General features: G+C 33.6%; 20 protein-coding genes. 12 read left to right on the forward strand and 8 right to left on the reverse strand.

Features of this window, described 5'->3' with window-relative positions; translation table 11 throughout:
* The first annotated feature begins 329 nt into the window (after positions 1-329).
* The 8 genes from OIU83_RS21305 (at position 330) to OIU83_RS21340 (ending at position 5,116) form a co-directional block, all read left to right on the forward strand.
* Positions 330-752 carry a hypothetical protein gene (locus OIU83_RS21305; protein ID WP_264208288.1) on the forward strand — a complete coding sequence of 141 codons (423 nt, stop codon included), beginning with the start codon at positions 330-332 and terminating at the stop codon, positions 750-752.
* Positions 749-1,099 carry a hypothetical protein gene (locus tag OIU83_RS21310; protein ID WP_264208289.1) on the forward strand — a complete coding sequence of 117 codons (351 nt, stop codon included), beginning with the start codon at positions 749-751 and terminating at the stop codon, positions 1,097-1,099. The genes OIU83_RS21305 and OIU83_RS21310 overlap by 4 nt, the downstream gene beginning before the upstream one ends.
* Positions 1,100-1,453: 354 nt before the next feature.
* Positions 1,454-1,735 carry a hypothetical protein gene (locus OIU83_RS21315; RefSeq protein ID WP_264208290.1) on the forward strand — a complete coding sequence of 94 codons (282 nt, stop codon included), beginning with the start codon at positions 1,454-1,456 and terminating at the stop codon, positions 1,733-1,735.
* Positions 1,736-1,839: 104 nt separating this feature from the next.
* A complete protein-coding gene (locus OIU83_RS21320) occupies positions 1,840-2,304 on the forward strand; it encodes a GNAT family N-acetyltransferase (RefSeq protein ID WP_264208291.1) in 465 nt (154 codons plus the stop codon).
* Between the two features lie 282 nt (positions 2,305-2,586).
* Positions 2,587-3,945 (forward strand): polymer-forming cytoskeletal protein, encoded by a 1,359-nt coding sequence (locus OIU83_RS21325; RefSeq protein WP_264208292.1) that lies wholly within the window; start codon positions 2,587-2,589, stop codon positions 3,943-3,945.
* 3 nt (positions 3,946-3,948) lie between these two features.
* On the forward strand, positions 3,949-4,353 hold the full coding sequence (locus OIU83_RS21330; RefSeq protein ID WP_264208293.1) for a hypothetical protein: 405 nt from the start codon (positions 3,949-3,951) through the stop codon (positions 4,351-4,353).
* Positions 4,354-4,487: 134 nt separating this feature from the next.
* Complete coding sequence (locus OIU83_RS21335) at positions 4,488-4,841, forward strand: hypothetical protein (RefSeq protein ID WP_264208294.1); 354 nt, start codon at positions 4,488-4,490, stop codon at positions 4,839-4,841.
* A 95-nt stretch (positions 4,842-4,936) separates the two neighbouring features.
* Positions 4,937-5,116: a hypothetical protein gene (locus tag OIU83_RS21340; protein ID WP_264208295.1), complete on the forward strand. Its 180-nt coding sequence runs from the start codon at positions 4,937-4,939 to the stop codon at positions 5,114-5,116.
* A 215-nt stretch (positions 5,117-5,331) separates the two neighbouring features.
* On the opposite strand, the gene OIU83_RS21345 is transcribed toward OIU83_RS21340, so the two are convergent.
* Positions 5,332-6,693, reverse strand: coding sequence for a hydroxymethylglutaryl-CoA synthase family protein (locus OIU83_RS21345; protein ID WP_264208296.1), 1,362 nt, complete (start codon positions 6,691-6,693; stop codon positions 5,332-5,334).
* Positions 6,694-7,012: 319 nt separating this feature from the next.
* Here OIU83_RS21345 and OIU83_RS21350 point away from each other — a divergent pair, with 319 nt between their 5' ends.
* The 3 genes from OIU83_RS21350 (at position 7,013) to OIU83_RS21360 (ending at position 10,529) form a co-directional block, all read left to right on the forward strand.
* Positions 7,013-7,678: a succinate dehydrogenase cytochrome b subunit gene (locus tag OIU83_RS21350; RefSeq protein WP_035617555.1), complete on the forward strand. Its 666-nt coding sequence runs from the start codon at positions 7,013-7,015 to the stop codon at positions 7,676-7,678.
* An 11-nt stretch (positions 7,679-7,689) separates the two neighbouring features.
* Positions 7,690-9,690 carry a fumarate reductase/succinate dehydrogenase flavoprotein subunit gene (locus OIU83_RS21355; protein WP_264208297.1) on the forward strand — a complete coding sequence of 667 codons (2,001 nt, stop codon included), beginning with the start codon at positions 7,690-7,692 and terminating at the stop codon, positions 9,688-9,690.
* Between the two features lie 92 nt (positions 9,691-9,782).
* The gene (locus tag OIU83_RS21360) at positions 9,783-10,529 is read left to right on the forward strand and encodes a succinate dehydrogenase/fumarate reductase iron-sulfur subunit (protein ID WP_264208298.1); all 747 of its coding nucleotides are present in this window, start codon (positions 9,783-9,785) and stop codon (positions 10,527-10,529) included.
* A 532-nt stretch (positions 10,530-11,061) separates the two neighbouring features.
* Here OIU83_RS21360 and OIU83_RS21365 read toward each other — a convergent pair.
* Positions 11,062-13,365, reverse strand: coding sequence for a family 20 glycosylhydrolase (locus OIU83_RS21365; protein ID WP_264208299.1), 2,304 nt, complete (start codon positions 13,363-13,365; stop codon positions 11,062-11,064).
* 203 nt (positions 13,366-13,568) lie between these two features.
* On the opposite strand from OIU83_RS21365, the gene OIU83_RS21370 reads away from it, so the two are divergent.
* On the forward strand, positions 13,569-14,342 hold the full coding sequence (locus tag OIU83_RS21370) for a DeoR/GlpR family DNA-binding transcription regulator (RefSeq protein WP_264208300.1): 774 nt from the start codon (positions 13,569-13,571) through the stop codon (positions 14,340-14,342).
* Here OIU83_RS21370 and OIU83_RS21375 read toward each other — a convergent pair.
* From OIU83_RS21375 to OIU83_RS21400, 6 genes are all read right to left on the reverse strand, one after another.
* Positions 14,339-15,409 (reverse strand): dipeptidase, encoded by a 1,071-nt coding sequence (locus tag OIU83_RS21375; RefSeq protein ID WP_264208301.1) that lies wholly within the window; start codon positions 15,407-15,409, stop codon positions 14,339-14,341. The two genes, OIU83_RS21370 and OIU83_RS21375, sit on opposite strands and share 4 nt — an antisense overlap.
* A 19-nt stretch (positions 15,410-15,428) precedes the next feature.
* Complete coding sequence (locus OIU83_RS21380; RefSeq protein WP_264208302.1) at positions 15,429-16,544, reverse strand: D-TA family PLP-dependent enzyme; 1,116 nt, start codon at positions 16,542-16,544, stop codon at positions 15,429-15,431.
* Positions 16,545-16,548: 4 nt separating this feature from the next.
* Entirely contained in the window at positions 16,549-17,196 is a 648-nt protein-coding gene (locus OIU83_RS21385; RefSeq protein ID WP_264208303.1) for a bifunctional 4-hydroxy-2-oxoglutarate aldolase/2-dehydro-3-deoxy-phosphogluconate aldolase, read from the reverse strand.
* A gap of 15 nt (positions 17,197-17,211) precedes the next feature.
* Positions 17,212-18,243: a sugar kinase gene (locus OIU83_RS21390; RefSeq protein WP_264208304.1), complete on the reverse strand. Its 1,032-nt coding sequence runs from the start codon at positions 18,241-18,243 to the stop codon at positions 17,212-17,214.
* A gap of 91 nt (positions 18,244-18,334) precedes the next feature.
* Complete coding sequence (locus OIU83_RS21395) at positions 18,335-18,802, reverse strand: RidA family protein (protein WP_264208305.1); 468 nt, start codon at positions 18,800-18,802, stop codon at positions 18,335-18,337.
* Between the two features lie 5 nt (positions 18,803-18,807).
* Complete coding sequence (locus OIU83_RS21400) at positions 18,808-20,127, reverse strand: GntP family permease (protein WP_264208306.1); 1,320 nt, start codon at positions 20,125-20,127, stop codon at positions 18,808-18,810.
* Positions 20,128-20,135: the final 8 nt, after the last annotated feature.

Raw genomic sequence — 20,135 nt, forward strand, 5'->3', positions numbered from 1 at the left:
CACAATAAAACTAATTAAAATCACCTTAAGTACTTAAAAACAAACTGACTAACTCCTTAACTTAATGACATTGGGGTCGGGCTTTCGGCTATATCTTTTATTCCGCTATCGCTTCATAAAAGGATAACGCCTCTATCCCTCACGCGAACTTGGTTATATTGGGATTATAATTAATAAGTTGTTAAAAAAAATCAAGGATGCTTTGTATCTTTGCTCTGTAAAAAAAAAACAAATATCCAAAGGTTGTAAAATATTGTAAAAAGAGAAAAATATTTAAGAATTACATAACAATCTTTAAAAGTACAAATACTAAATTAGCTTAATAATATATGGACGAAAATAAAGATGTAGCCGAAGGGGATTTAGTTCTTAATGCGGAAATTCATAATAAAAGTGCAGATGCGTACGGTAATCTTGTTAGAGGGCTTACTTCTGAAGAATTAGCTCAGACAGGCACACAAAAATTAATTTTAAATGATCTTTCAAAAGCTGAAGCTAAAATTAAAGAATTGGAGCCATTTCGTGAAAAATATCAAAACGTATTAAATGAAAAATGTATTTTAGATGAGAAACTATCAAAAACTAAAAGAGCCGAAATTTTATATTCTTTCTGTATTACTTCTGGTGGTATAATAGTTGGTCTTGCAAAAATATTTCTTGAAAAGGATAACACTTTGGCGATAATTATGCTAATTATTGGGGTAGTACTTATAATAGGTGGTGTTTTGTTTAAAATTACTTATAAAAAATGAAATTAGATATAAAAAGTGTAAAGGATAGAGGAACTAATAGTGAAAGGTTAGTTATCCAAGTGTTGGAAGATTGTGATATTGGTGATTATATTTCATTTGTTACTAAAAGGATTGATGATAAAATTTCGATAGTGATTGAAAATCCATTTTGGTTTCCAGATAAAAAAGTAGAAAAAGGGGACTTAATTGTTCTTTATACAAAAAGTGGGAATACCAGTTTTAAAGTGAATAAAGACGAAAGTAAAACTCATTTTTTTTATCGAAATATGGATAACCCAGTTTTTATTGAAGATAAATATGCTCTTTTACTTGAAGCAAAGAACTGGCAAATTGAAAGTAATTCTTAGATAAAAGTTAATATATATCCCGATAGCGCGGATTTGTAATCCGTGCCCGTAACAATAATCAAATCCATAAAAAAAACCGAAGCAATCAAACTTCGGTTTTTCTATAAATATATTTTCGTGAAAATTATTTTTCGCTTAGTAATTTTTCTAAAAGAGCAGGTTTTCTTTTTCAGCTTGAATTAATAGTCGTACGTTTGTATCGACTAAATATTTAAAGAACTTTCAATAAAACTTATTAAAAGTTAACATAAGCGAACCCTCGCCAAGGTGATGGAGCAGGAAACTGCCCTAAATCTATCTTTGGATATTTAGTCACACCTACAGCGGGGGTTTCGTGCGTTTAATATTTTCGATATGACTAAAGAAAATCACAAACTATCTCATCATAATGATGATGTTATGCCATCCGTGGCAAAATTCCTTTCGGCACTTTGGATGGAAGGAGAATTTAAGAATCAACCTGAATATTTATCTGAAATTTTCGAGAATATTCTGGAAACGGAAATGGGTAATAATCTCGACCTGAGAACCAAAATGATTAGTTGCATAAAAACTAGTAAAATGCTAGCAAAAGCACTAGAACCATTTTCAGATGTACAAATCGAAAAAGCTTGCATTAAAATCATGAACGCTTAATATATTTGACAGGTGAATCAATTTTGTTTAATTGATTCACCTGTTTTATTTTTACGGATGTATGTATTAATAAATCCAATTAGATTAAAATCAATCATATAATTATGACAATAGAAAAAGCAAATATAACCGACCACGAAATCTTAACAGAAATAACCAAAAAGTCAAAAGCATATTGGGGATATTCTGCAGAACAGATTTTGCAATGGGATAAAAATCTAACAATTACCCAAGAGTATATTAAAGATAATTATGTGTTTAAGTTACTAAGCGAAGATTTAACCATTGGTTATTATTCCTATTTTATTGAAGAAAAACAGAATGTAATACTGGACAACTTATTTGTAAGGCCAGAATATATTGGAAAAGGATTCGGGAAATACTTAATGGACGATTTTTTAAACAGGATTAGAGAAAGTAAATTCGAAAAAATAACACTTGATTCAGAACCAAATGCAGAAGCATTTTATTCGAAAGTCGGATTTGTAAAAGTTGGCGAATTCGAAACTTCAATAAAAAACAGATTCATGCCAATTATGGAAATGAAACTAAAAGAAAACACGAAATAAATAGGATTAACCTGTTTTAATGTAATTAATTTTAACACATAGAAGCATAGGTTTTTGTATTTTCAAAAAAGGCGCTTCGCTTGTTTAAAATACACAAAGCTTGCTATGTGAAAGAAATGTATTTCTTTTTTGTGCTCTTTTTTACACATATAAATCTATGTTTCTATGTGTTAAATGAAATTTTATGACCTGAGCAAAGCAAATAGGTAAAGTTATCACACTCAAGGGGCGTGTTAAATTATTAATACATACATTAGAATATATAAAATAAGGCAGTAAGAAATGAATAAGTCAGGTTTTGAATTAATTACTATTAAAGAAGTTAAAATAGAATATCCTTTTTTGATAGAGCGAGAAGGTTTTGATTATTTTGAAGAATGGGAAGATCAGGATTTCTTTCTTGTTGCACGGCAAGAGGTAAATTATGATGGTAATTTCTATTTAGACCTTTATGAGGATAAAGAGAAAAAATGGCTTAGTAATCTATTAAACTTGTCATTAAAAGAAATTGATGCCATAAGAATCGAAGGCATTTTAATAAACGGGGATTTTTCTACAAGTGGGACAATCATAAATGCCGAAGGAGATTATGGTCCTTATGTTTATATAAACGGTAATGTTACTTGTCAGAGTTTATTATTAGGAGGTTCTTATACCGAAATAATAGGAAATGTTAAGGCAACAGAAGTTGTAATGACCTCTTATAATCACGGTAATTTTAAATGTACAGGACTTATAGAAGCGCCCGTTTTTATAGTCGAAGACCATTATACAACATTTGCGGAGCGTAAAAATGATTTGTTTTATTATAATGATAGAGCAGACGATTTTGATGCCGAAAACGAATGTCAATACGATGAAGTTTCTGGCGAAGATATTATCTCAACCGAATTACAAAAACATCTTGATAATCCGTTAATAGAAACTTTCGAAGAATTAAAAAGAGAACTAGAATTTAGAGAATTGATTTTAAAACAAAATAATCCTCCTGCAAAAACGTATGAATATTGGCGCGGTCGTGTTTTATCAAATTATAGAGATCTTAAATTGGTCCCGAAAGAATTTAAAACCGAGGAACTTTGTAATCAGGCATTAAATATTTCCTATCATGCTTTGTCATTTATCGATGAGAACTTAATAACGTATGAATTCTGCGATACATTAGTTGGCAAAGATGGTTTTGCAATTCAAGTTATTCCGGATGAATTTATGACAAAAGAACTTTGTTTTAAAGCCGCTGAAAAAGGAACAATGTTAAGATTAATTCCAGAAGAATATTATTCTGAAGAATTGATTCTGTTAGTTTTCAAGAAAGGAAAACATCAACCAGATATTAATGATGTTCCTTCGGAGTTTATTACCGAAAGTTTGCTCAAAGAATATGTAAAAATAAGCAAAGGATTATGGTTTGATAAGGCTTGTAAAGAAAATGGAATTGATAAATTATCTATTCTAAAACAAGTAATAGATTCAGGAATAGAATATTTAGATACTGTTTTCGGGAATCATTTTAGTAAAGAAATAGTCGATTATGCTTTTTCTGTTTATGGCGGTAAAAACAAAGAGGAATGGAATAAATATGTTCAAAAATACAAGGTTAAATTTGAGCGTTTAGAGTTGAATAATTATTTAAAAGAATGACAAATGGGGAAATTAAATGAACTGAAAACGCTTATTGAAAATTATGAAGAAAGGAAGATTGGTTTGTCTGAAATAATTTCCTTAATCAAAGATTTGACACAGAAAGACGTGACGCAATACGATTTAGATAATTATAGTGCTTCACAAGATTTAGAAAGTTTTTGTAAAGTTTTATTAATTGAGTCAATTAAAGATTGGGAAAATATTGATGATAAGATGGCATTGATTCTCATAAATGAAATTGTGAATAATGAAATTGATGATTCTGTTATTTTAAGAAATTCGAAGGCTTTGGAAAAAAGATATGGAAAGCCGCAAGGAACAATTTATAGTATGATTTTTTATGATGGACTAGATGATGATGAAATTCTTATTGAATTAAAAAAAGATACTATAATTAGACTTTAGCCTGATCGTGAGAATTTGCAATCTGTTCTTTCAAAAATAGAATTATGGAATAAAAAATAGAAAAGTAGAGAGACAAGATTTCGAACTCAAATAATTTAATAAATTGCAGTAAATAATAATTCAAATAAAATAGATTGAAAAAACATTTAAAATATCTGATTTATCTCTTTCTGGCTTTTGTCGTGATTGCAGGTGACGGTGCTTTAGATTTTCAATCAAAATCAGTCGATTATTATCAATCTTCACTAATTAATGTAAGCAGAGAATTAAATTTTAAAGACTCTGGTTTATATGTTTTCAATCAAGTAAAATCTCAAGGGAAGACTTTCTTTCCAATTCCTTTAAGATATGTAGAATTTACAGTTGTTTTTAGCTTTCAAATTAAGATTGTTCTGAAGGTGCAAAAGTTTCTTTATCAGAGACTAAGTTTATTTGTGGCTCAGTCTGTTTTTGTAAATGAAATAATTACTTCCAATACTCCTTATTAAAAGTTTATACAACGCTTAGGAAATCTTTTCTAGGTATTTATGCTATTCAAGCATAATGATGATAAAACAATGTCTAATCATTTATCATTTGCAAAATGTATAAACGTAATAATAAAATACGCTTAGAGCAATCTAGGCGACCAATACTTTGGCTAAAAAGAAAAGCTATCCTAATTATAACCGCATTCATGCTCGGAATGGCAAACGGAATGAATGTACACGATGAAGTTCTTAAAGGGAATCAAAATTATACAGAACAACATAAAAAAGATTGATTAAGTAATTAAAGCGTGAGAAAGAAAAATCATTTTAATCCATTCAATCTGTGGCAAAAATTAACAGTTGCAAAGTCTTTGCGAGGAACGAAGCAATCCCATTTTGCGCATTACTTTGCTTCCTTTTGTTAGTGTGGTTGCTTCGTTCCTCGCAATGACAGGATTGGAATTAATAAAAAAAACCGAAGCTTAAAAGACTTCGGTTTTTAAATAATTTAATTAACCCATTTGTAATATCTCGCCCCGATTAAATTAGGGATTTCTTTTTCGATTCTATCTAAAACCCATTCATTTTTAGGAGTTCGGATGCTTTGTTTTTGTTCTTTTTTATGAAGTTTTTCATAAGTTTCAAAATCAATTTCGGTGCTTTTTTCTAAAGTCTCAAAAAGTTTGGTTTCAGTAAGAGCCGATTTCCATTCTGGTTGAATTGTTCCTTCAAAAACTTTCGATTTTGAACCACTTCCGTAAGCTAGAAAACCGAATTTAGTTTCGGCAACTTCTTGTTTTGTATTATAAAAATGAGCCAAAGTTGATAATAATCCCATAAAAATAGATCCTGTATAAAGGTTTCCTATTAAGGAAGAAGCTAACTCAGCAGGTTGTAATTTATCGGTAACAAAGGTTCTGTATTCTTCGGATTTGCTTATTTCCTTTAATTTATTTTGGTATTCAGCTTCAGATTCATCTCCCGAAATAATTTTAGAATCGCTGTCCAGAGCATAAATTTCAGATAACATTCTTCGCCCTTGAAAGGAATATGGTAAATGCATGATAATGCATTTCCAGGAATTGTAAACAGTCTCTGAAGTGTTTTTTAATTTCTTAAACGAAAAATAAGCACTACGGGTACGATCCATATAACATTGGTTCGAGTATTGTCCGTCGAAAACTGGTTGATCTTTATGGATTTCTATTTCGGCTTCGAGATTGTCAAACCAAGATTCATTGGTTGCATTTCCTGTTATAGATTCTTTAGAAATTGTTCGGTATGGTTTAAAAAAGTCAAAAACACCTTTAGTACTTGTTGCCCAATTGTTTTCGAAAGCAATAATTCTAGGGTTTGAGGTTACAAGCATTGCAAGAGCTCCAGCGCCTTGAGTATATTCTCCGGTTGAATTTAAGTCATATTTTGCAAAATCGGTAGTAACAACAATCGCTTTTTTGGTTGGATTCAGTTTTACAAAATCAATACAATTCTGTAAAGCATCAACTCCACCAATACAAGCAAATGTAAAATCGACAACATCACACTCGTTCAAAGTGTCTTCGCCAAATTTTTGTTCCATTAAAGCAATCAAGAATGAGCTGATAGGTTTAGAGCTATCAATAGCACTTTCGGTTCCTACATAAATCCGACCAATTTCGCTTAAATCAATGGTGTTTTCTTCTATTAATTTGGTTAAAGCATTTGCTCCAAAAACTACGGTATCTTGATAAGTGTCTGGAAGCGTCATTTTGATTAAACCCAAGCCTTTTTCTAGTTTTTCGGGTTCTATGTTTCTGGCAGTTGCCAATGTTTTTATAGGTAAGTGTATTTTGGCTACATCAAATGTAATAGCATCAATTCCTGTTTTCATTCTGGTTTTTTTGAGCCGATAAAGGTAAAATTAAGCTGTCAAACTTCACTTATTTTAAAAGGATAAAATTCGGTTTTGGGATACTTTTGAGGATAATAAATTAAAATGTTGAAAAAAATAGCAATTTGGTAATTATATAAAAAGTAGGATTTTGTTAAAACAACCTTAGGAAAAAATCTATTTTATTGTTTTTAAATAATTTGCAATAAAATCATTTAAAACTCTTTAAAATCATTATAAATAACAACGAAATGGTTGTAGTTCATGTCTATTTGAGTTATTTTTGTCTAATTTTCTAAAACAAACTACTTAAACACTTATGGCACAATCTGCACTATTGAATGCTTCCATCTTAAAGAAAGTGGCTATGGCTCTTTCGGGAATATTCTTAATCACGTTTTTAGCGCTGCATGTTTCCTTAAATTTCATTTCTATTATTAGTGAAGATGTTTTTAACGAAGCTTCTCACTTTATGGGATACAATCCGCTGATTCAATATGTAATGCAACCAGTTTTGGCAATCGGAGTAATTTTCCATTTTGTAATGGGATTTGTATTGACATTGCAAAACAGCGCTGCAAGACCAATTGCTTATGCAAAATACAACGGAGCTGCAAATGCTTCTTGGAGTTCTAGAAATATGATTATTTCTGGATTGGTTATTTTAGCATTCTTAGGATTGCATTTTTATGATTTTTGGTTTCCTGAAGTTGCCTACAAATACATTGCAGGTACAGCACCAGATGCTACGAGATATTATGGAGAGTTAGTTCATAAATTTCATGACCCAATTCGTACAGGGTTATATTGCATTTCTTTTGTGTTATTAGGATTTCACTTATGGCACGGATTCAGTTCTTCTCTTCAATCTATGGGAATGAACAATAAGTACTCAAGATCTTTAAGTAGATTCGGTTATGGATTTGCGGTAGTAGTACCAGCACTTTTCGTTATAATCGCATTATTTCATCATTTCAATAATTAATATAAATTATAATGGCATTAGATTCAAAAATTCCACACGGCCCAATATCGGACAAATGGACAGATTATAAAGATCATATTAATTTAGTAAACCCTGCTAACAAACGTAATTTAGATATTATCATTGTTGGTACAGGTTTGGCTGGAGGTTCAGCTGCGGCTACTTTAGCTGAGCAGGGATATAACGTAAAAGCTTTTTGTTTTCAGGATTCACCAAGACGTGCGCACTCTATTGCGGCACAAGGTGGTATCAATGCAGCAAAAAACTATAAAGGTGATGGTGACTCAGTTTACAGATTGTTTTATGATACTGTAAAAGGTGGTGACTACCGTGCGCGTGAAGCAAACGTTCACCGTTTGGCTGAAGTTTCGGCTAATATTATTGACCAATGTGTGGCTCAAGGGGTTCCATTGGCAAGAGAGTACGGTGGTCTTTTAGATAACCGTTCTTTTGGAGGAACTTTGGTTTCTCGTACTTTTTATGCACAAGGACAAACAGGACAACAATTATTGTTAGGAGCTTATTCTGCAATGAACCGTCAGATTGGTCGTGGAAAAATAAAAATGTACAACCGTCACGAAATGCTAGATATAGTTATCGTAAACGGAAAAGCGAGAGGAATTATCGCTCGTAACTTAGTTACTGGAGAAATAGAAAGACATTCTGCTCACGCAGTAGTAGTAGGTTCTGGAGGATACGGAAACGTGTTTTTCTTGTCGACTAACGCTATGGGAAGTAACGCAACAGCAGCTTGGAAAATACATAAAAAAGGAGCGTTTTTTGCAAATCCTTGTTATACACAAATTCACCCAACTTGTATTCCGGTTTCAGGAGATCACCAGTCTAAATTGACTTTGATGTCTGAGTCGTTACGTAATGATGGTCGTATTTGGGTTCCTGCAAAACAAGAAGATGCTAAAGCAATCCGTGAAGGAAAGAAAAAAGCAACTGATTTATCTGAGGCTGAAAGAGATTATTTCTTAGAAAGAAGATATCCTGCTTTTGGTAATTTAGTACCTCGTGACGTAGCGTCTCGTGCTGCAAAAGAAAGATGTGATGCTGGTTTTGGTGTTAACAAAACTGGAGAAGCTGTTTACTTAGATTTCGCAGCAGCAATTAAACGTTACGGAACTGAAGAAGCTTTTGTAAAAGGTTTAGATGCTAATGATGCTACATTGGTAACTAAATTAGGAGCTGAAATCGTGAAAAGTAAATACGGAAACTTATTCCAAATGTATTACAAAATCGTCGATGAAGATCCTTATACTACACCAATGATGATTTACCCAGCGGTTCACTACACAATGGGTGGAACTTGGGTTGATTATAACTTAATGACTACAATTCCTGGATGTTTCTCAATCGGGGAGTCTAACTTCTCTGATCACGGTGCAAACAGACTTGGAGCTTCTGCTTTAATGCAAGGTTTAGCTGATGGATATTTCGTATTACCTTATACTATTGGAGATTATCTTGCTCCGGATATTAAAATGGGAGAAATTTCTACAGATTTACCAGAATTCGTAGCAGCAGAAAAAGAAGTAAAAGATCAAATCGATAGATTTATCAATAATAAAGGAACTCATTCTGTAGATTATTTCCATAAGAAATTAGGAAAAATCATGTGGGATAAAGTTGGTATGGCTCGTAATGCTAAAGGTTTATCTGAGGCTATTGTTGAGATTGCTGCTTTACGTGAGGAGTTTTATAAAGATGTAAAAGTGCCAGGAAGCGCTAACGAATTTAATCAGGAATTAGAGAAAGCGACACGTGTTGCCGATTTCTTAGAATTAGGAGAATTGTTTGCGAAAGATGCTTTACACCGTAACGAATCTTGTGGTGGTCACTTCCGTGAGGAGTACCAAACAGAAGAAGGAGAAGCACTTCGTGACGATGAGAATTTTGCATACGTTGCAGCTTGGGAATACAAAGGAAAACCAAGTGATGCCGTATTGCACAAAGAACCTCTAGTTTATGAAAACATTAAATTAGTACAGCGTAGTTACAAATAGCAATTAGTCTAAAGATAAAAGTCTTAAAGCCAAATGACTAAATGTTAGCTGACTTTCGACTTTCGACTTTATGACCTTCAAACTAAAACAGTATGAAACTTACATTAAAAATATGGCGTCAGAAAAACGCCCAAGATAAAGGGGGAATTGTTGATTACCCAATCGACGGAATCGAACCAGATATGTCTTTCCTTGAAATGCTTGATGTTCTTAACGAACAATTAATCAACAAAGGAGAAGAGCCAGTAGCATTTGATCACGATTGTCGTGAAGGAATCTGTGGTATGTGTTCATTATTCATCAATGGAGAAGCACACGGACCAGATAGAGGAGTAACTACTTGTCAGTTACACATGCGTATGTTTAAAGATGGTGATACGATTTTTATCGAGCCATTTAGAGCAAAAGCTTTCCCAGTAATTAAAGATTTAGTTGTTGATAGAAGTTCTTTTGATAGAATTCAACATGCAGGAGGATTTGTTTCTGTAAATACTTCAGGTAATACAATTGATGCAAATACAATTCCGATTAACAAACACGATGCAGATAAGTCTTTTGATGCTGCTGCTTGTATTGGTTGTGGAGCTTGTGTTGCAACTTGTAAAAACTCATCGGCAATGTTATTCGTTGCTGCAAAAGTATCTCAATATGCTTTATTACCTCAAGGTAAGATAGAAGCTGTTGATCGTGTTTTAAACATGGTACACCAGATGGATCACGAAGGTTTTGGTAACTGTACTAACACTGGAGCTTGTGAAGTAGAATGTCCTAAAGGAATTTCTCTTGAAAATATAGCACGTATGAACCGTGAGTATTTATCTGCAAGTTTAAAAGGATAAAAATAAAATACAATTTAGTTTTTATAAAAAACGCATTCGCCGCGGCGAATGCGTTTTTTTTTGTTTCTTGGTGTCTTGTTATTATGTTTTATTGAGGTCTGATTATGAATTGCCTCCTGCTTTAGCTGGAGGTTGAAGTATTGATAATGAAAGATGGCTTTAGCCAAAATGTTATATTATTTCGGCTAAAGCCATCCTTTTTTTCTTTTTATTCCTCCAGCTAAAGCACAATGTCATTAAGTTAAGCCTTTTTGAGCTAATTATGGTTAATTGTTTTCTCGCAAAGGCGCAAAAGCGCAAAGATTTTAGACGTAAACTTGGCGACTTTGCGTGAGATTTATTCGGTACAGTATTGTAGTTTTTTTTTCTTAACTTAATGACATTGAGCTAAAGCAGGAGGCAATTGAAAATAAGAGTAGAGGAATTAGACTTTTAGAAATCTTTATAATTTGTTACTTCAAAGATTTGAGATAATAAGCGTAATTCATGTTTAATACTATCATTTTTTGCTTTGTTAATTTTTGAGGCAGTTTTATTCGTAATATAATTGAGAGGCGCTTATTTCTTGCTTTTCTTTACCTTCTTGTCGGATAAAGCATTGAAGTGTTGAACTTCCTGCGGCATCAAAATAACTGATGTTTATCTTGTGAAATCCTTTTTCGAGTTTTGCTGCTCCGAAGGCTTCATTAATCCAATGTCTTTCATCGTTATCAACAATAAGCTGATTATCTATAAATAATTTGGCCCCATCATCTACAATAGTAGAAAGCTCGTATTGTGCGGTTTCGGGAATATAGATATAGCCTTCAAATTTTAAACCCATATATAGGTTCTCTTTTGATTTGTATCTTTTCATTTCGATTACGCCTTCGTGAATTCCAGATTTTGTAAATTTTATAGTATCGAGTTCCAGTGTTTGTTGAACGAGTTTATTGGTGTAGGAATATTTCAAGCCATTTTTAGTAGGCTTAATAGCCAAAGCTGGTTGAGTTTCAGAATTTTTAACGGAAATTGTAGTAATAGAACTTCTTCTTCCGCTAGGGCTTATTTGGACTACTTTTATATTTCTAAATTCTCCTTTCGGAATATAAACCGTAACAGGTTTTGTGTATTTGCTGGCTGTTTCATCTGGATTATAACCGTCGATAGTATAAAAAATTTGTCCGTTTTTAATTGTTGGTTGCATCTCTAATATATATTTAGAAGCTACAATTGCGGTATCCTGAATCCCAAATGGAGTAGGAACTTTATAAAGTCTTTTTTGTGATTCTAATTTTTCTATATGATGCGGAAATCTTTTCAGCATTAAATTCGGATAATTTTTATTCTTCGTTTCTGTCCAAGCTATTTCTGCAAATGGAAACAATCTAGGGTAAAGCATATAATTTAGCTTTGCTGGACTAGTTACATATTCTGACCAAATATTTGCCTGAACTCCGTGAATGTATTTTTGTTGTTCTATTGTTAAGCTATCTACAGGAGTAGGGTTGTAGTTATATACTTCGTGAACGGTGGTTAATCGACCGACAGATAATGGTTCTTGCAAAGAATAGCCTTGATTATGATCAAAATACACATAATCTTCAGGAGTCATTACCACTTTGTGTTTATCTCTGGCAGCAGCAATTCCGCCAGATTCTCCACGCCATGACATAACCGCAGCATTAGGAGCAAGACCACCTTCTAGAATTTCGTCCCATCCAAAAATCTGCCTTCCGTTTGCATTTAGAAACTTTTCCATGCGTTTGATAAAATAACTTTGTAGTTCATGTTCGTTTTTTAAGCCAAGGTCTTTTATTCTTTTTTGACAATTTGGACATTTCTCCCATCGTGATTTTGGACATTCGTCTCCGCCAATATGTATGTATTCACTAGGAAAAAGTGTCATTACTTCTTTTAAAACATCTTCTAAGAAAATAAAAGTTTCTTCTTTGCCTGCGCAAAAAACATCTTCGAAAACGCCCCAAGATTCAATTACTTTTAAGTCTGTAGACGGAAAGCAAGCTAAGTTTGGGTAAGCGGCTACAGCGGCAGATGCGTGTCCTGGCATTTCGATTTCGGGAATAACGTTTACAAAATGCTCTTCGGCAAACTTTACGACATCTTTTATCTCTTCTTGTGTATAGTATCCTCCGTACGGAATGTTATCAAAAAATCTAGGGAATCTTTCGAATTTGTTACCTACAAGTGTTTGTGCTCTTTTGGATCCGATTTCGGTAAGCTTAGGGTATTTTTTTATTTCGATTCTCCAGCCTTGATCATCGGTTAAATGCCAATGAAAATTATTTAGTTTGTAATAAGACATTTGTGCAATGAAATCTTTAATTACATCTGCCGAGAAAAAGTGTCGACACACATCGAGATGTAATCCTCTATATGGGTATCTAGGCTGGTCGATAATTTCGACGCATGGTAATTTAATCTGTGAACTTACAGTTAGGTTATTTGGTAAAAGCTGTAGTAAACTTTGTACTGCGTAAAATAGCCCTTGTTCTTGACCAGTAACAAAAATACCTTTTTTGGTGATATTTATTTTGTAAGCTTCTTTATCTTCTTTTGCGGAAGCGGGTTCTGTTGTAAATTGAACCAAAATGCCTGCTTTCTTTTTAGGAGTGTTTTTGTTTATAACAGATTCAAAAAGCTGAGCTGTTTTGAGTTCTTTGAGAGTGTATTTGTTATTCTTGAAAACAATTTTTATTTGTCCTTTTATGGCGATACTATCACCTGTTGCTTTGTGAAAATTTGGTGCGGGAATTATAGTTGTATTGTTTAAATATTCTTGGGCATTCCCTAATGAATAGCACAATATTAAAATAAATAGGAGGATTTTTTTCATGTTAGTTTTTTTGGTTGGTTAAAAGCAAATTTAAAGTTTATAGTGATCTAAATTTGTTGTTTTGCAAAAAAATTGCACTGTGTATTTTTGTGTTTAATGTGTTGTAAATGATAATATTGTGTTATTTGTGCGCGAGTTTTTTATTCCGGCTAGCAATATTATTGCATTAATTGTTTACATTTGTTATAATAAAAAGAAGCCGCATGAATGATAATGAATTGGTAAATTACACTAAGGAAGAAAGAAAAGCTCATATTTTAAAAGAGATTAATTTACATACCCGAGTGAGTTTTGACACACTTTCAAACCAGTTATTTGTTTCAGAAGATACCATAAGAAGAGATATAAATGAGTTGGAATCTGAATCATTATTGATAAAAGTTAAGGGAGGTGCAATGACAAAAGCCTACCACCATTCTTCGGTAACACAGACCTATGCAGGTGAATCTAAACAAATAATTGCTAAAAAAACTGTTGGATTACTTCATGATGGAATGGTTTTATTACTTGGTGGTGGAACTACAATTAGAGAATTTATCCGATTAATTCCCAATGATTTAAATCTTACCGTTTTTACTGTTACCGTTTTGTCTGCTGTAGAACTTTTGGACAAACCCAATGTTAAAGTTATAATGATTGGAGGTAGTATTTCGCCTTACAGTCAAATGTGTGTGAGTGGAGATGTTTATCATCAGTTAGCAAATATTAAAGTTGATTTATTAATTCTAGGAACAAATGCATTAGATATTGCAGGAGGTTTTTCAGATTCTGACTGGGACACCGTCCAGGTAAAAAAGGCTATGATACAAGCTTCTCAAAAAACGGCAATCCTTACAATATCTGAAAAATTAGATACTGTTTTAAAGATGAAAATCGCCAACTTATCCGAAGTAGATTTTGTTATAACTGAGGTTAATCCTAATCATGAAAAATTACAATCGTATAAGCAGGCGGTTCCGAGTTTAACTTTCGTTTAATCCCAATTCTTCATTAAGAAGTTTATCCAGTTTTGATGAAAGATGTTTTTTAAATCATCTTCGGAGTATCCGTGAGTTCTAAAAATGAAAACTAATTTTTGCAAATCGGCTATGGTATTTAAATCATATGGTGTTTGTTCTGTTCCAAAAGCGCCATCGAGATCCGAACCTATGCCTACATGATTTGCATTTCCTGCTAGTTGACAAATGTGATCCATGTGTTTGAAAACCGTTTCCAGATTACATTGTGTATCAAATGGGGTAGAAACGCCTCTTTGCCAATTGGAAACTAACATCCAGGCATCTAAGGCGCCTCCTATTATCGCACCCCTATTGATAAGTTCTTTAATTTGTTCATCGCTATATTGTCGGTTATGATTTACCAGACTTCGGCAATTGTTATGGCTTGCCCAAATAGGACCATTATAATGGTCTAATGCTTGCCAAAAAGCATCATCGCATAAATGTGTTGCATCCAGAATTATATTTAAGCGTTCCATTTCTTTAAGGAGTTCAATTCCGTTTACTCCCATTTTTCCGGTAGAATCGGTTCCGTTGGCATAACGACCAGGTCCATAATGTGCAGGTCCAATAGCTCTTAATCCATAGTTGTATGCTTTTTCGACATAGGATATATCAATTATTGAGTCGGCACCTTCGAGACTTAAAATATAACCAATAGGTTTCTTATCGTTTGGAGTGCCATCATTCCATAATTCAATTTGTTTTTGAAGCGATTTTTTGTCTGTAATTGCAAACATTTCTCCTTCTTCTTCCATGCATTTGTACCAAGAGAGCTGTGCTTGTGTTTGTGACCAGGCTTGTTGTGGTGAGTTCCACCCGGGAATTATACTGTCGGGTTTAACAAATCTTGCTATTTGAGTTGCTACAACAATGCCTATGTTTCCTTTTCTTAAATCGGGAAATGAAACAGTTGCTTTTTCTCTGTCGGGTTTGTCATTCATTCCTTTTTCTAAATGGCGCAGGGTTCTTACGTCATTCCTTAAATCTCTATTCCATTCCATAGCATTCATGCTTAGGTCCAGATGTGCATCGAATATGAACATAGTGTTGCAGTGTTTATTTTTAAATACTTATTTTTTTATTACGAGCCAGAACAGTCCATTCATCATAAATATCTCGCTGGGAGTTTACGATTTGAACGGTTTCGTATAAAGCGCAGGTTGGGCAAATATGATAAGGGATCGCATAAATAGTTTCTCCTAATTTGTATTTTCTGTTTCCTTTGTTTTCAAGAACCAAATGTTCTTCGGAATGTGATATTGGTATTAATTTATCATCATTTAAAATGGTTAAACGTTTGTCTAATGGATTTTCTGAAGCTACAGATTTGTATCCAATATCGATACATAAGGTGTTTTCTGTAGGTTTGGAAATAATTGTTCCCACTAATACTGCTGCGGGTTTAAAATTCTGCTCAGGTAAATTAGTTTGATAATTAATGTCCCAGAATACAAATGTACCTGGGCTAGATTCTACATTTTCTTGAGTGGCATAAAACGGAAATGTATTGGAGCCACCAGCAATAATTTTTAGTTCATGACCTAACTTTTGCTTAAGCGTAGAAAGTTTATTGGTTATATGATTAAATGTATCCGATGCTTCTTGGGTTCTTTGCTCAATAGTGCCTTTTAAATGACCATCGTAAATGTGTAATCCTAAAAAGTTAATGTTAGGTAACTGGGTTATGCTAATAACAAGATCTTCCCAATTGCTTTTAAAATCTACACCCGTTCTATCCATTCCGGCATTTATGTCAAGATAGATATTTAGAGTTAGGTTGTAGTTTTTGCCTAGCTCAGATAATTCATTTGCCGTATCGATGTTGTCGACAATAGTTGAGAAATTAGGGCTAGAATATTTATGTAGTAACGTAATCCAGCGTTTTTGTTTTAATCCTGTGGGTTGGTAGGCTAGTAGTATATCTGAAACATTATGAATGGCACACAATTCGACCTCGGCAATAGTGGCGCATTTTACTTTGTTTATCTTATATGTTTTATATAAATCCAGAATCTCTCCTAACTTATGTGTTTTTATATGTGGCCTTAATCTTTGAGTATTACCGTTTACAGATTCAATTAAGTGTTCGATATTGTATCGAATACGATCGACATAAAGCGCCAAAAAAGGTGTGTCTGTAAGTGTCTTAGGGTTTATTTTCCACCAATTATTTTCCATGACTTTATTTTCTTGATTTTTCGACTACAGCAATTAAATTTTTAAATGCTTGAAATGATGTTTCATAATCTAACTGAGATAAGATTTCTTGTGAAAAAAAATGAGATCCAATCCCCACGCAAACGACTCCTACTTTAAACCATGATTTTAAATTACTCTCTTCTAATGTTACGCCTCCTGTTGGCATTAATTTTAAATTAGGAAATGGAGCTTTTATGGATTTTACATAACCTGGTCCGCCTATTTTATCGGCGGGGAAAAGTTTTACTATTTCGGCTCCTAGATTATTTGCATGAAGAACTTCGTTTAATGTAGCGGCTCCTGGAATCCAGTATAGGCTGTTTTTAAAGCAATAATTCCCTATCTCGGGATCGGTATGTGGGCATATAATGCAATCTGCGCCTAGTTTATGATAAGCTTCGGCATCATTTACGGTTAAAACCGATCCAACGGCCAGTTTTAGGTTCAGATTATTTGTGTTTCTATAGCTAACCATTTGCCTAAAAACTTCTTTTGCATCATTAGAACGTGCTGCAAATTCAATAATCTTAATTCCTGAATCTGAGGCAGATTTTAGTATGATTTCAGCAGTTTTAATCCCAATCTGTGTAACTAAAGGAAGCACTCCTTGCGTTTTTAAAATATTATACATGTTGTTAGCTCTGTTTTATCTGTTAATTCTGTTGCTTGAGCCATTTTTAATAAAGTGACTTATTTCTTCTGAAGTACTGATGGCAAAATCACCGGGAATACTTTGTTTTATTATTCCGCAGGCGGTTGCCCAATCGATGGTTTCTTGTCCAGATAAATTGTTTGTCAGGCTGTAAAGCAATCCTGCAGTAAATGCATCTCCAGACCCTATTTGGTCGGTTACTAAGTGTATTAGGTATTCTTTGGATTCGTAAAAATTGCCTTCATGCAATAACATGCCTGAGTACAAATGGGTTTGTCCTTCTGATTTTCTGAAACTCATAGCCAGTGTTTTTAAAAATGGCATTTTCTCTTTTAGCAATTCGTACGTTTTTAGAAACCGATCGGAATCGGAATCATTTTTATCAGATTTAATACCAAAATATATTTCGACAGAATCTAAGTCGGCAACAGTAAGTGTACTATAATAAAGCAATTCGGGCATGATCTCAGAAGGTTTTTTGCCGTATTGCCATAATTTAGTACGAAAGTTAAAGTCGGATGATATTGTTATGCCTTTACGATGGGCAGATAGTATTGCTTTTTTGCATACTAAACCGGCTTCGTTTGAAACTCCTGGGCTAATGCCTGACCAATGAAAATGGGTTGCGTCTTCCAGTACTTCATCCCAATTAATTTCATTTTCATCAATTGTTGCAAATGCCGAATTACTACGATCATAAATTACTTGCGATTGTCTGATTTGGTTACCAGATTCGATAAAATATAAACCTATTCTATCTCCTCCATAAATACAATCTGTGGTATCTACTTTGTATTTATGGAGCTCGTTTAATGCAAGTTGAGATAAATCATTTTTAGGTAAACGTGTTATGTAATTGGTATTTATGCCTAATTGCGAAAGTAATACACAAACATTTGCTTCGGCGCCTCCTATATGAACCTGCATTTCTTTGGCTTGTGTAAATCGGCTGCCATTAGGTACACCCATCCGTAATAAAAGTTCGCCAAATGTTGCAATTTTTGTTTGTGGAATTTTCGATTTCATTTTTTCTAAAAAGTATTTAAAATTTGATTGTCAAGAAGCCATTTTTCATCTCATCGGAAGAAAAATATTTTTTTGATATGTATCTATTGTTTTAATATAATTCAAAAATAGCTTCTACCTCAACAGGTATACTATCAGGTAATGAACCCATTCCTACTGCGCTTCTTACTCCGATCCCGCTTTCTTGTCCCCATACTTCGGCAAATAATTCACTACATCCATTAATTATGTATGGGTGTCTTAAAAAATCCGAACTGCAATTGACCATGCCAAGTACTTTTATGACTCTTTTTACGGCGTTCAGACTATCAAAATTAGTGACAATAGTCGATAACATAGTTAGTCCTACTTGTCTTGCTGCCAGTTTTCCTTCTTCAATATCCATGTCTTCCCCAATTCGTCCTATGATTAGTGATTTATCGTCTCTTACAGGGCCATGTCCAGATAAATATAGGTATTTTCCATCTATTAAAAATGGTTTGTATATTCCAAGAGGCATTGGCGCTGGGGGTAATGTTAAGCCGAGCGCTTCGAATTTTTCTTGTGGCAATAAGTTCATAATATTTAGTGTATAAAAGTGTTTAATATAAAAATAAAAATAATTCCAAGGACAGATACCAATGATTCCATTACTGTCCATGATTTAATTGTGTCTTTCATGCTGGTGCCAAAATATTCTTTGAACATCCAGAAGCCTGGGTCGTTTACATGAGAACACATTAGGCTACCGGCTCCTATAGATAATACTAGTAGGTTGGCATCAAGTCCGTCTAGTTGTAACAAAGGCAACAGAACGCTGGCGGTCATTAAGCCGGCAGCAGTTGCAGAGCCAATACAAATACGTATTAATGCGGCTATTAACCAAGCAAGCAAGTAGGGATGGATGTCTATTTTTATTAAACAATCAACGATAGTATGGCTAACGCCGCTCACCATCATTACTTCTTTTAGACTTCCGGCTCCACCGATTATAAGTATTATCAAGACAACGTCTTTAATCGCAACTCCATACTCGTCCATGATGGTTTTCATGTTTTTACCTATTTTAATGCCCAATGTATAGGTGCAAATTATTAATGAGATTAGCATTATAATACTTGGCTCTCCTAGCGTTTGACATATCACAGCTACTTGCTCATTTTTCCAGATTAATGGTAGTAAAGAAGTAATCGTTAAACCAAAAACAGGAAATAGAGAGGATGTTATGCTAGTAAAAAAACTAGGTTTTGATGCTAGATTTATAGGTTCTTCTGTTGGAACAATGGTATTTTTATCATCGGATTTAATATTTTTAAGTGTGTTCGAAAAGAGTAAACCTGCAATAAGAATAGTGGGAATAGAAACAATGATTCCGTAGGTTAAAACCAATCCAATATCAGCATTTAGTATATTGCTCAACGCCATAGGTGATGGGTGTGGAGGCAAGAAACCATGTGCAACCGAAAGTGATGCGAGCATCGGGATGGCTATATAAACCTTAGGGAGTTTAAACTGGTTGGCGACAGAAAATATTAAGGGTATCAGGAGTATAAAGCCAACGCTGTAAAACAACGGAATCCCAACAATAAACCCTGTAATCATTAAGCCCAGACGCACGTATTTTTCTCCCGTCCAGCTCATGACAGTTTTTGCAATCACAGATGCAGCTCCGGATGAAACTGTTAATTTGCCAATGCATGTACCAAAAATGATGATTAGTGTTATCGATCCAAGCATGTCGCCTAAACCTTTTTGAACAGTTCCTGTTAATGTTGTTATAGGCAGGCCCAATGCGAAGCCTGCCAATAAAGATGTTATGATAAAGGCAATAAATGGGTTAATCTTAAACCATGTTATTTGTAGCACTAAAAAAATAATGCATGCCGAGAGAATTAAAATACTCATTTATTTAC

The organism is Flavobacterium shii, assembly GCF_025847235.1.
Lineage (GTDB): Bacteria > Bacteroidota > Bacteroidia > Flavobacteriales > Flavobacteriaceae > Flavobacterium > Flavobacterium shii.

Bases quoted from the DNA above. Each gene is read 5' to 3' on its own strand.
- OIU83_RS21305 (WP_264208288.1), top strand. From the start codon at position 330: ATGGACGAAAATAAAGATGTAGCCGAAGGGGATTTAGTTCTTAATGCG.
- OIU83_RS21310 (WP_264208289.1), top strand. From the start codon at position 749: ATGAAATTAGATATAAAAAGTGTAAAGGATAGAGGAACTAATAGTGAA.
- OIU83_RS21315 (WP_264208290.1), top strand. From the start codon at position 1,454: ATGACTAAAGAAAATCACAAACTATCTCATCATAATGATGATGTTATG.
- OIU83_RS21320 (WP_264208291.1), top strand. From the start codon at position 1,840: ATGACAATAGAAAAAGCAAATATAACCGACCACGAAATCTTAACAGAA.
- OIU83_RS21325 (WP_264208292.1), top strand. From the start codon at position 2,587: ATGAATAAGTCAGGTTTTGAATTAATTACTATTAAAGAAGTTAAAATA.
- OIU83_RS21330 (WP_264208293.1), top strand. From the start codon at position 3,949: ATGGGGAAATTAAATGAACTGAAAACGCTTATTGAAAATTATGAAGAA.
- OIU83_RS21340 (WP_264208295.1), top strand. From the start codon at position 4,937: ATGTATAAACGTAATAATAAAATACGCTTAGAGCAATCTAGGCGACCA.
- OIU83_RS21345 (WP_264208296.1), bottom strand. From the start codon at position 6,693: ATGAAAACAGGAATTGATGCTATTACATTTGATGTAGCCAAAATACAC.
- OIU83_RS21350 (WP_035617555.1), top strand. From the start codon at position 7,013: ATGGCACAATCTGCACTATTGAATGCTTCCATCTTAAAGAAAGTGGCT.
- OIU83_RS21355 (WP_264208297.1), top strand. From the start codon at position 7,690: ATGGCATTAGATTCAAAAATTCCACACGGCCCAATATCGGACAAATGG.
- OIU83_RS21360 (WP_264208298.1), top strand. From the start codon at position 9,783: ATGAAACTTACATTAAAAATATGGCGTCAGAAAAACGCCCAAGATAAA.
- OIU83_RS21365 (WP_264208299.1), bottom strand. From the start codon at position 13,365: ATGAAAAAAATCCTCCTATTTATTTTAATATTGTGCTATTCATTAGGG.
- OIU83_RS21370 (WP_264208300.1), top strand. From the start codon at position 13,569: ATGAATGATAATGAATTGGTAAATTACACTAAGGAAGAAAGAAAAGCT.
- OIU83_RS21375 (WP_264208301.1), bottom strand. From the start codon at position 15,409: ATGTTCATATTCGATGCACATCTGGACCTAAGCATGAATGCTATGGAA.
- OIU83_RS21380 (WP_264208302.1), bottom strand. From the start codon at position 16,544: ATGGAAAATAATTGGTGGAAAATAAACCCTAAGACACTTACAGACACA.
- OIU83_RS21385 (WP_264208303.1), bottom strand. From the start codon at position 17,196: ATGTATAATATTTTAAAAACGCAAGGAGTGCTTCCTTTAGTTACACAG.
- OIU83_RS21390 (WP_264208304.1), bottom strand. From the start codon at position 18,243: ATGAAATCGAAAATTCCACAAACAAAAATTGCAACATTTGGCGAACTT.
- OIU83_RS21395 (WP_264208305.1), bottom strand. From the start codon at position 18,802: ATGAACTTATTGCCACAAGAAAAATTCGAAGCGCTCGGCTTAACATTA.
- OIU83_RS21400 (WP_264208306.1), bottom strand. From the start codon at position 20,127: ATGAGTATTTTAATTCTCTCGGCATGCATTATTTTTTTAGTGCTACAA.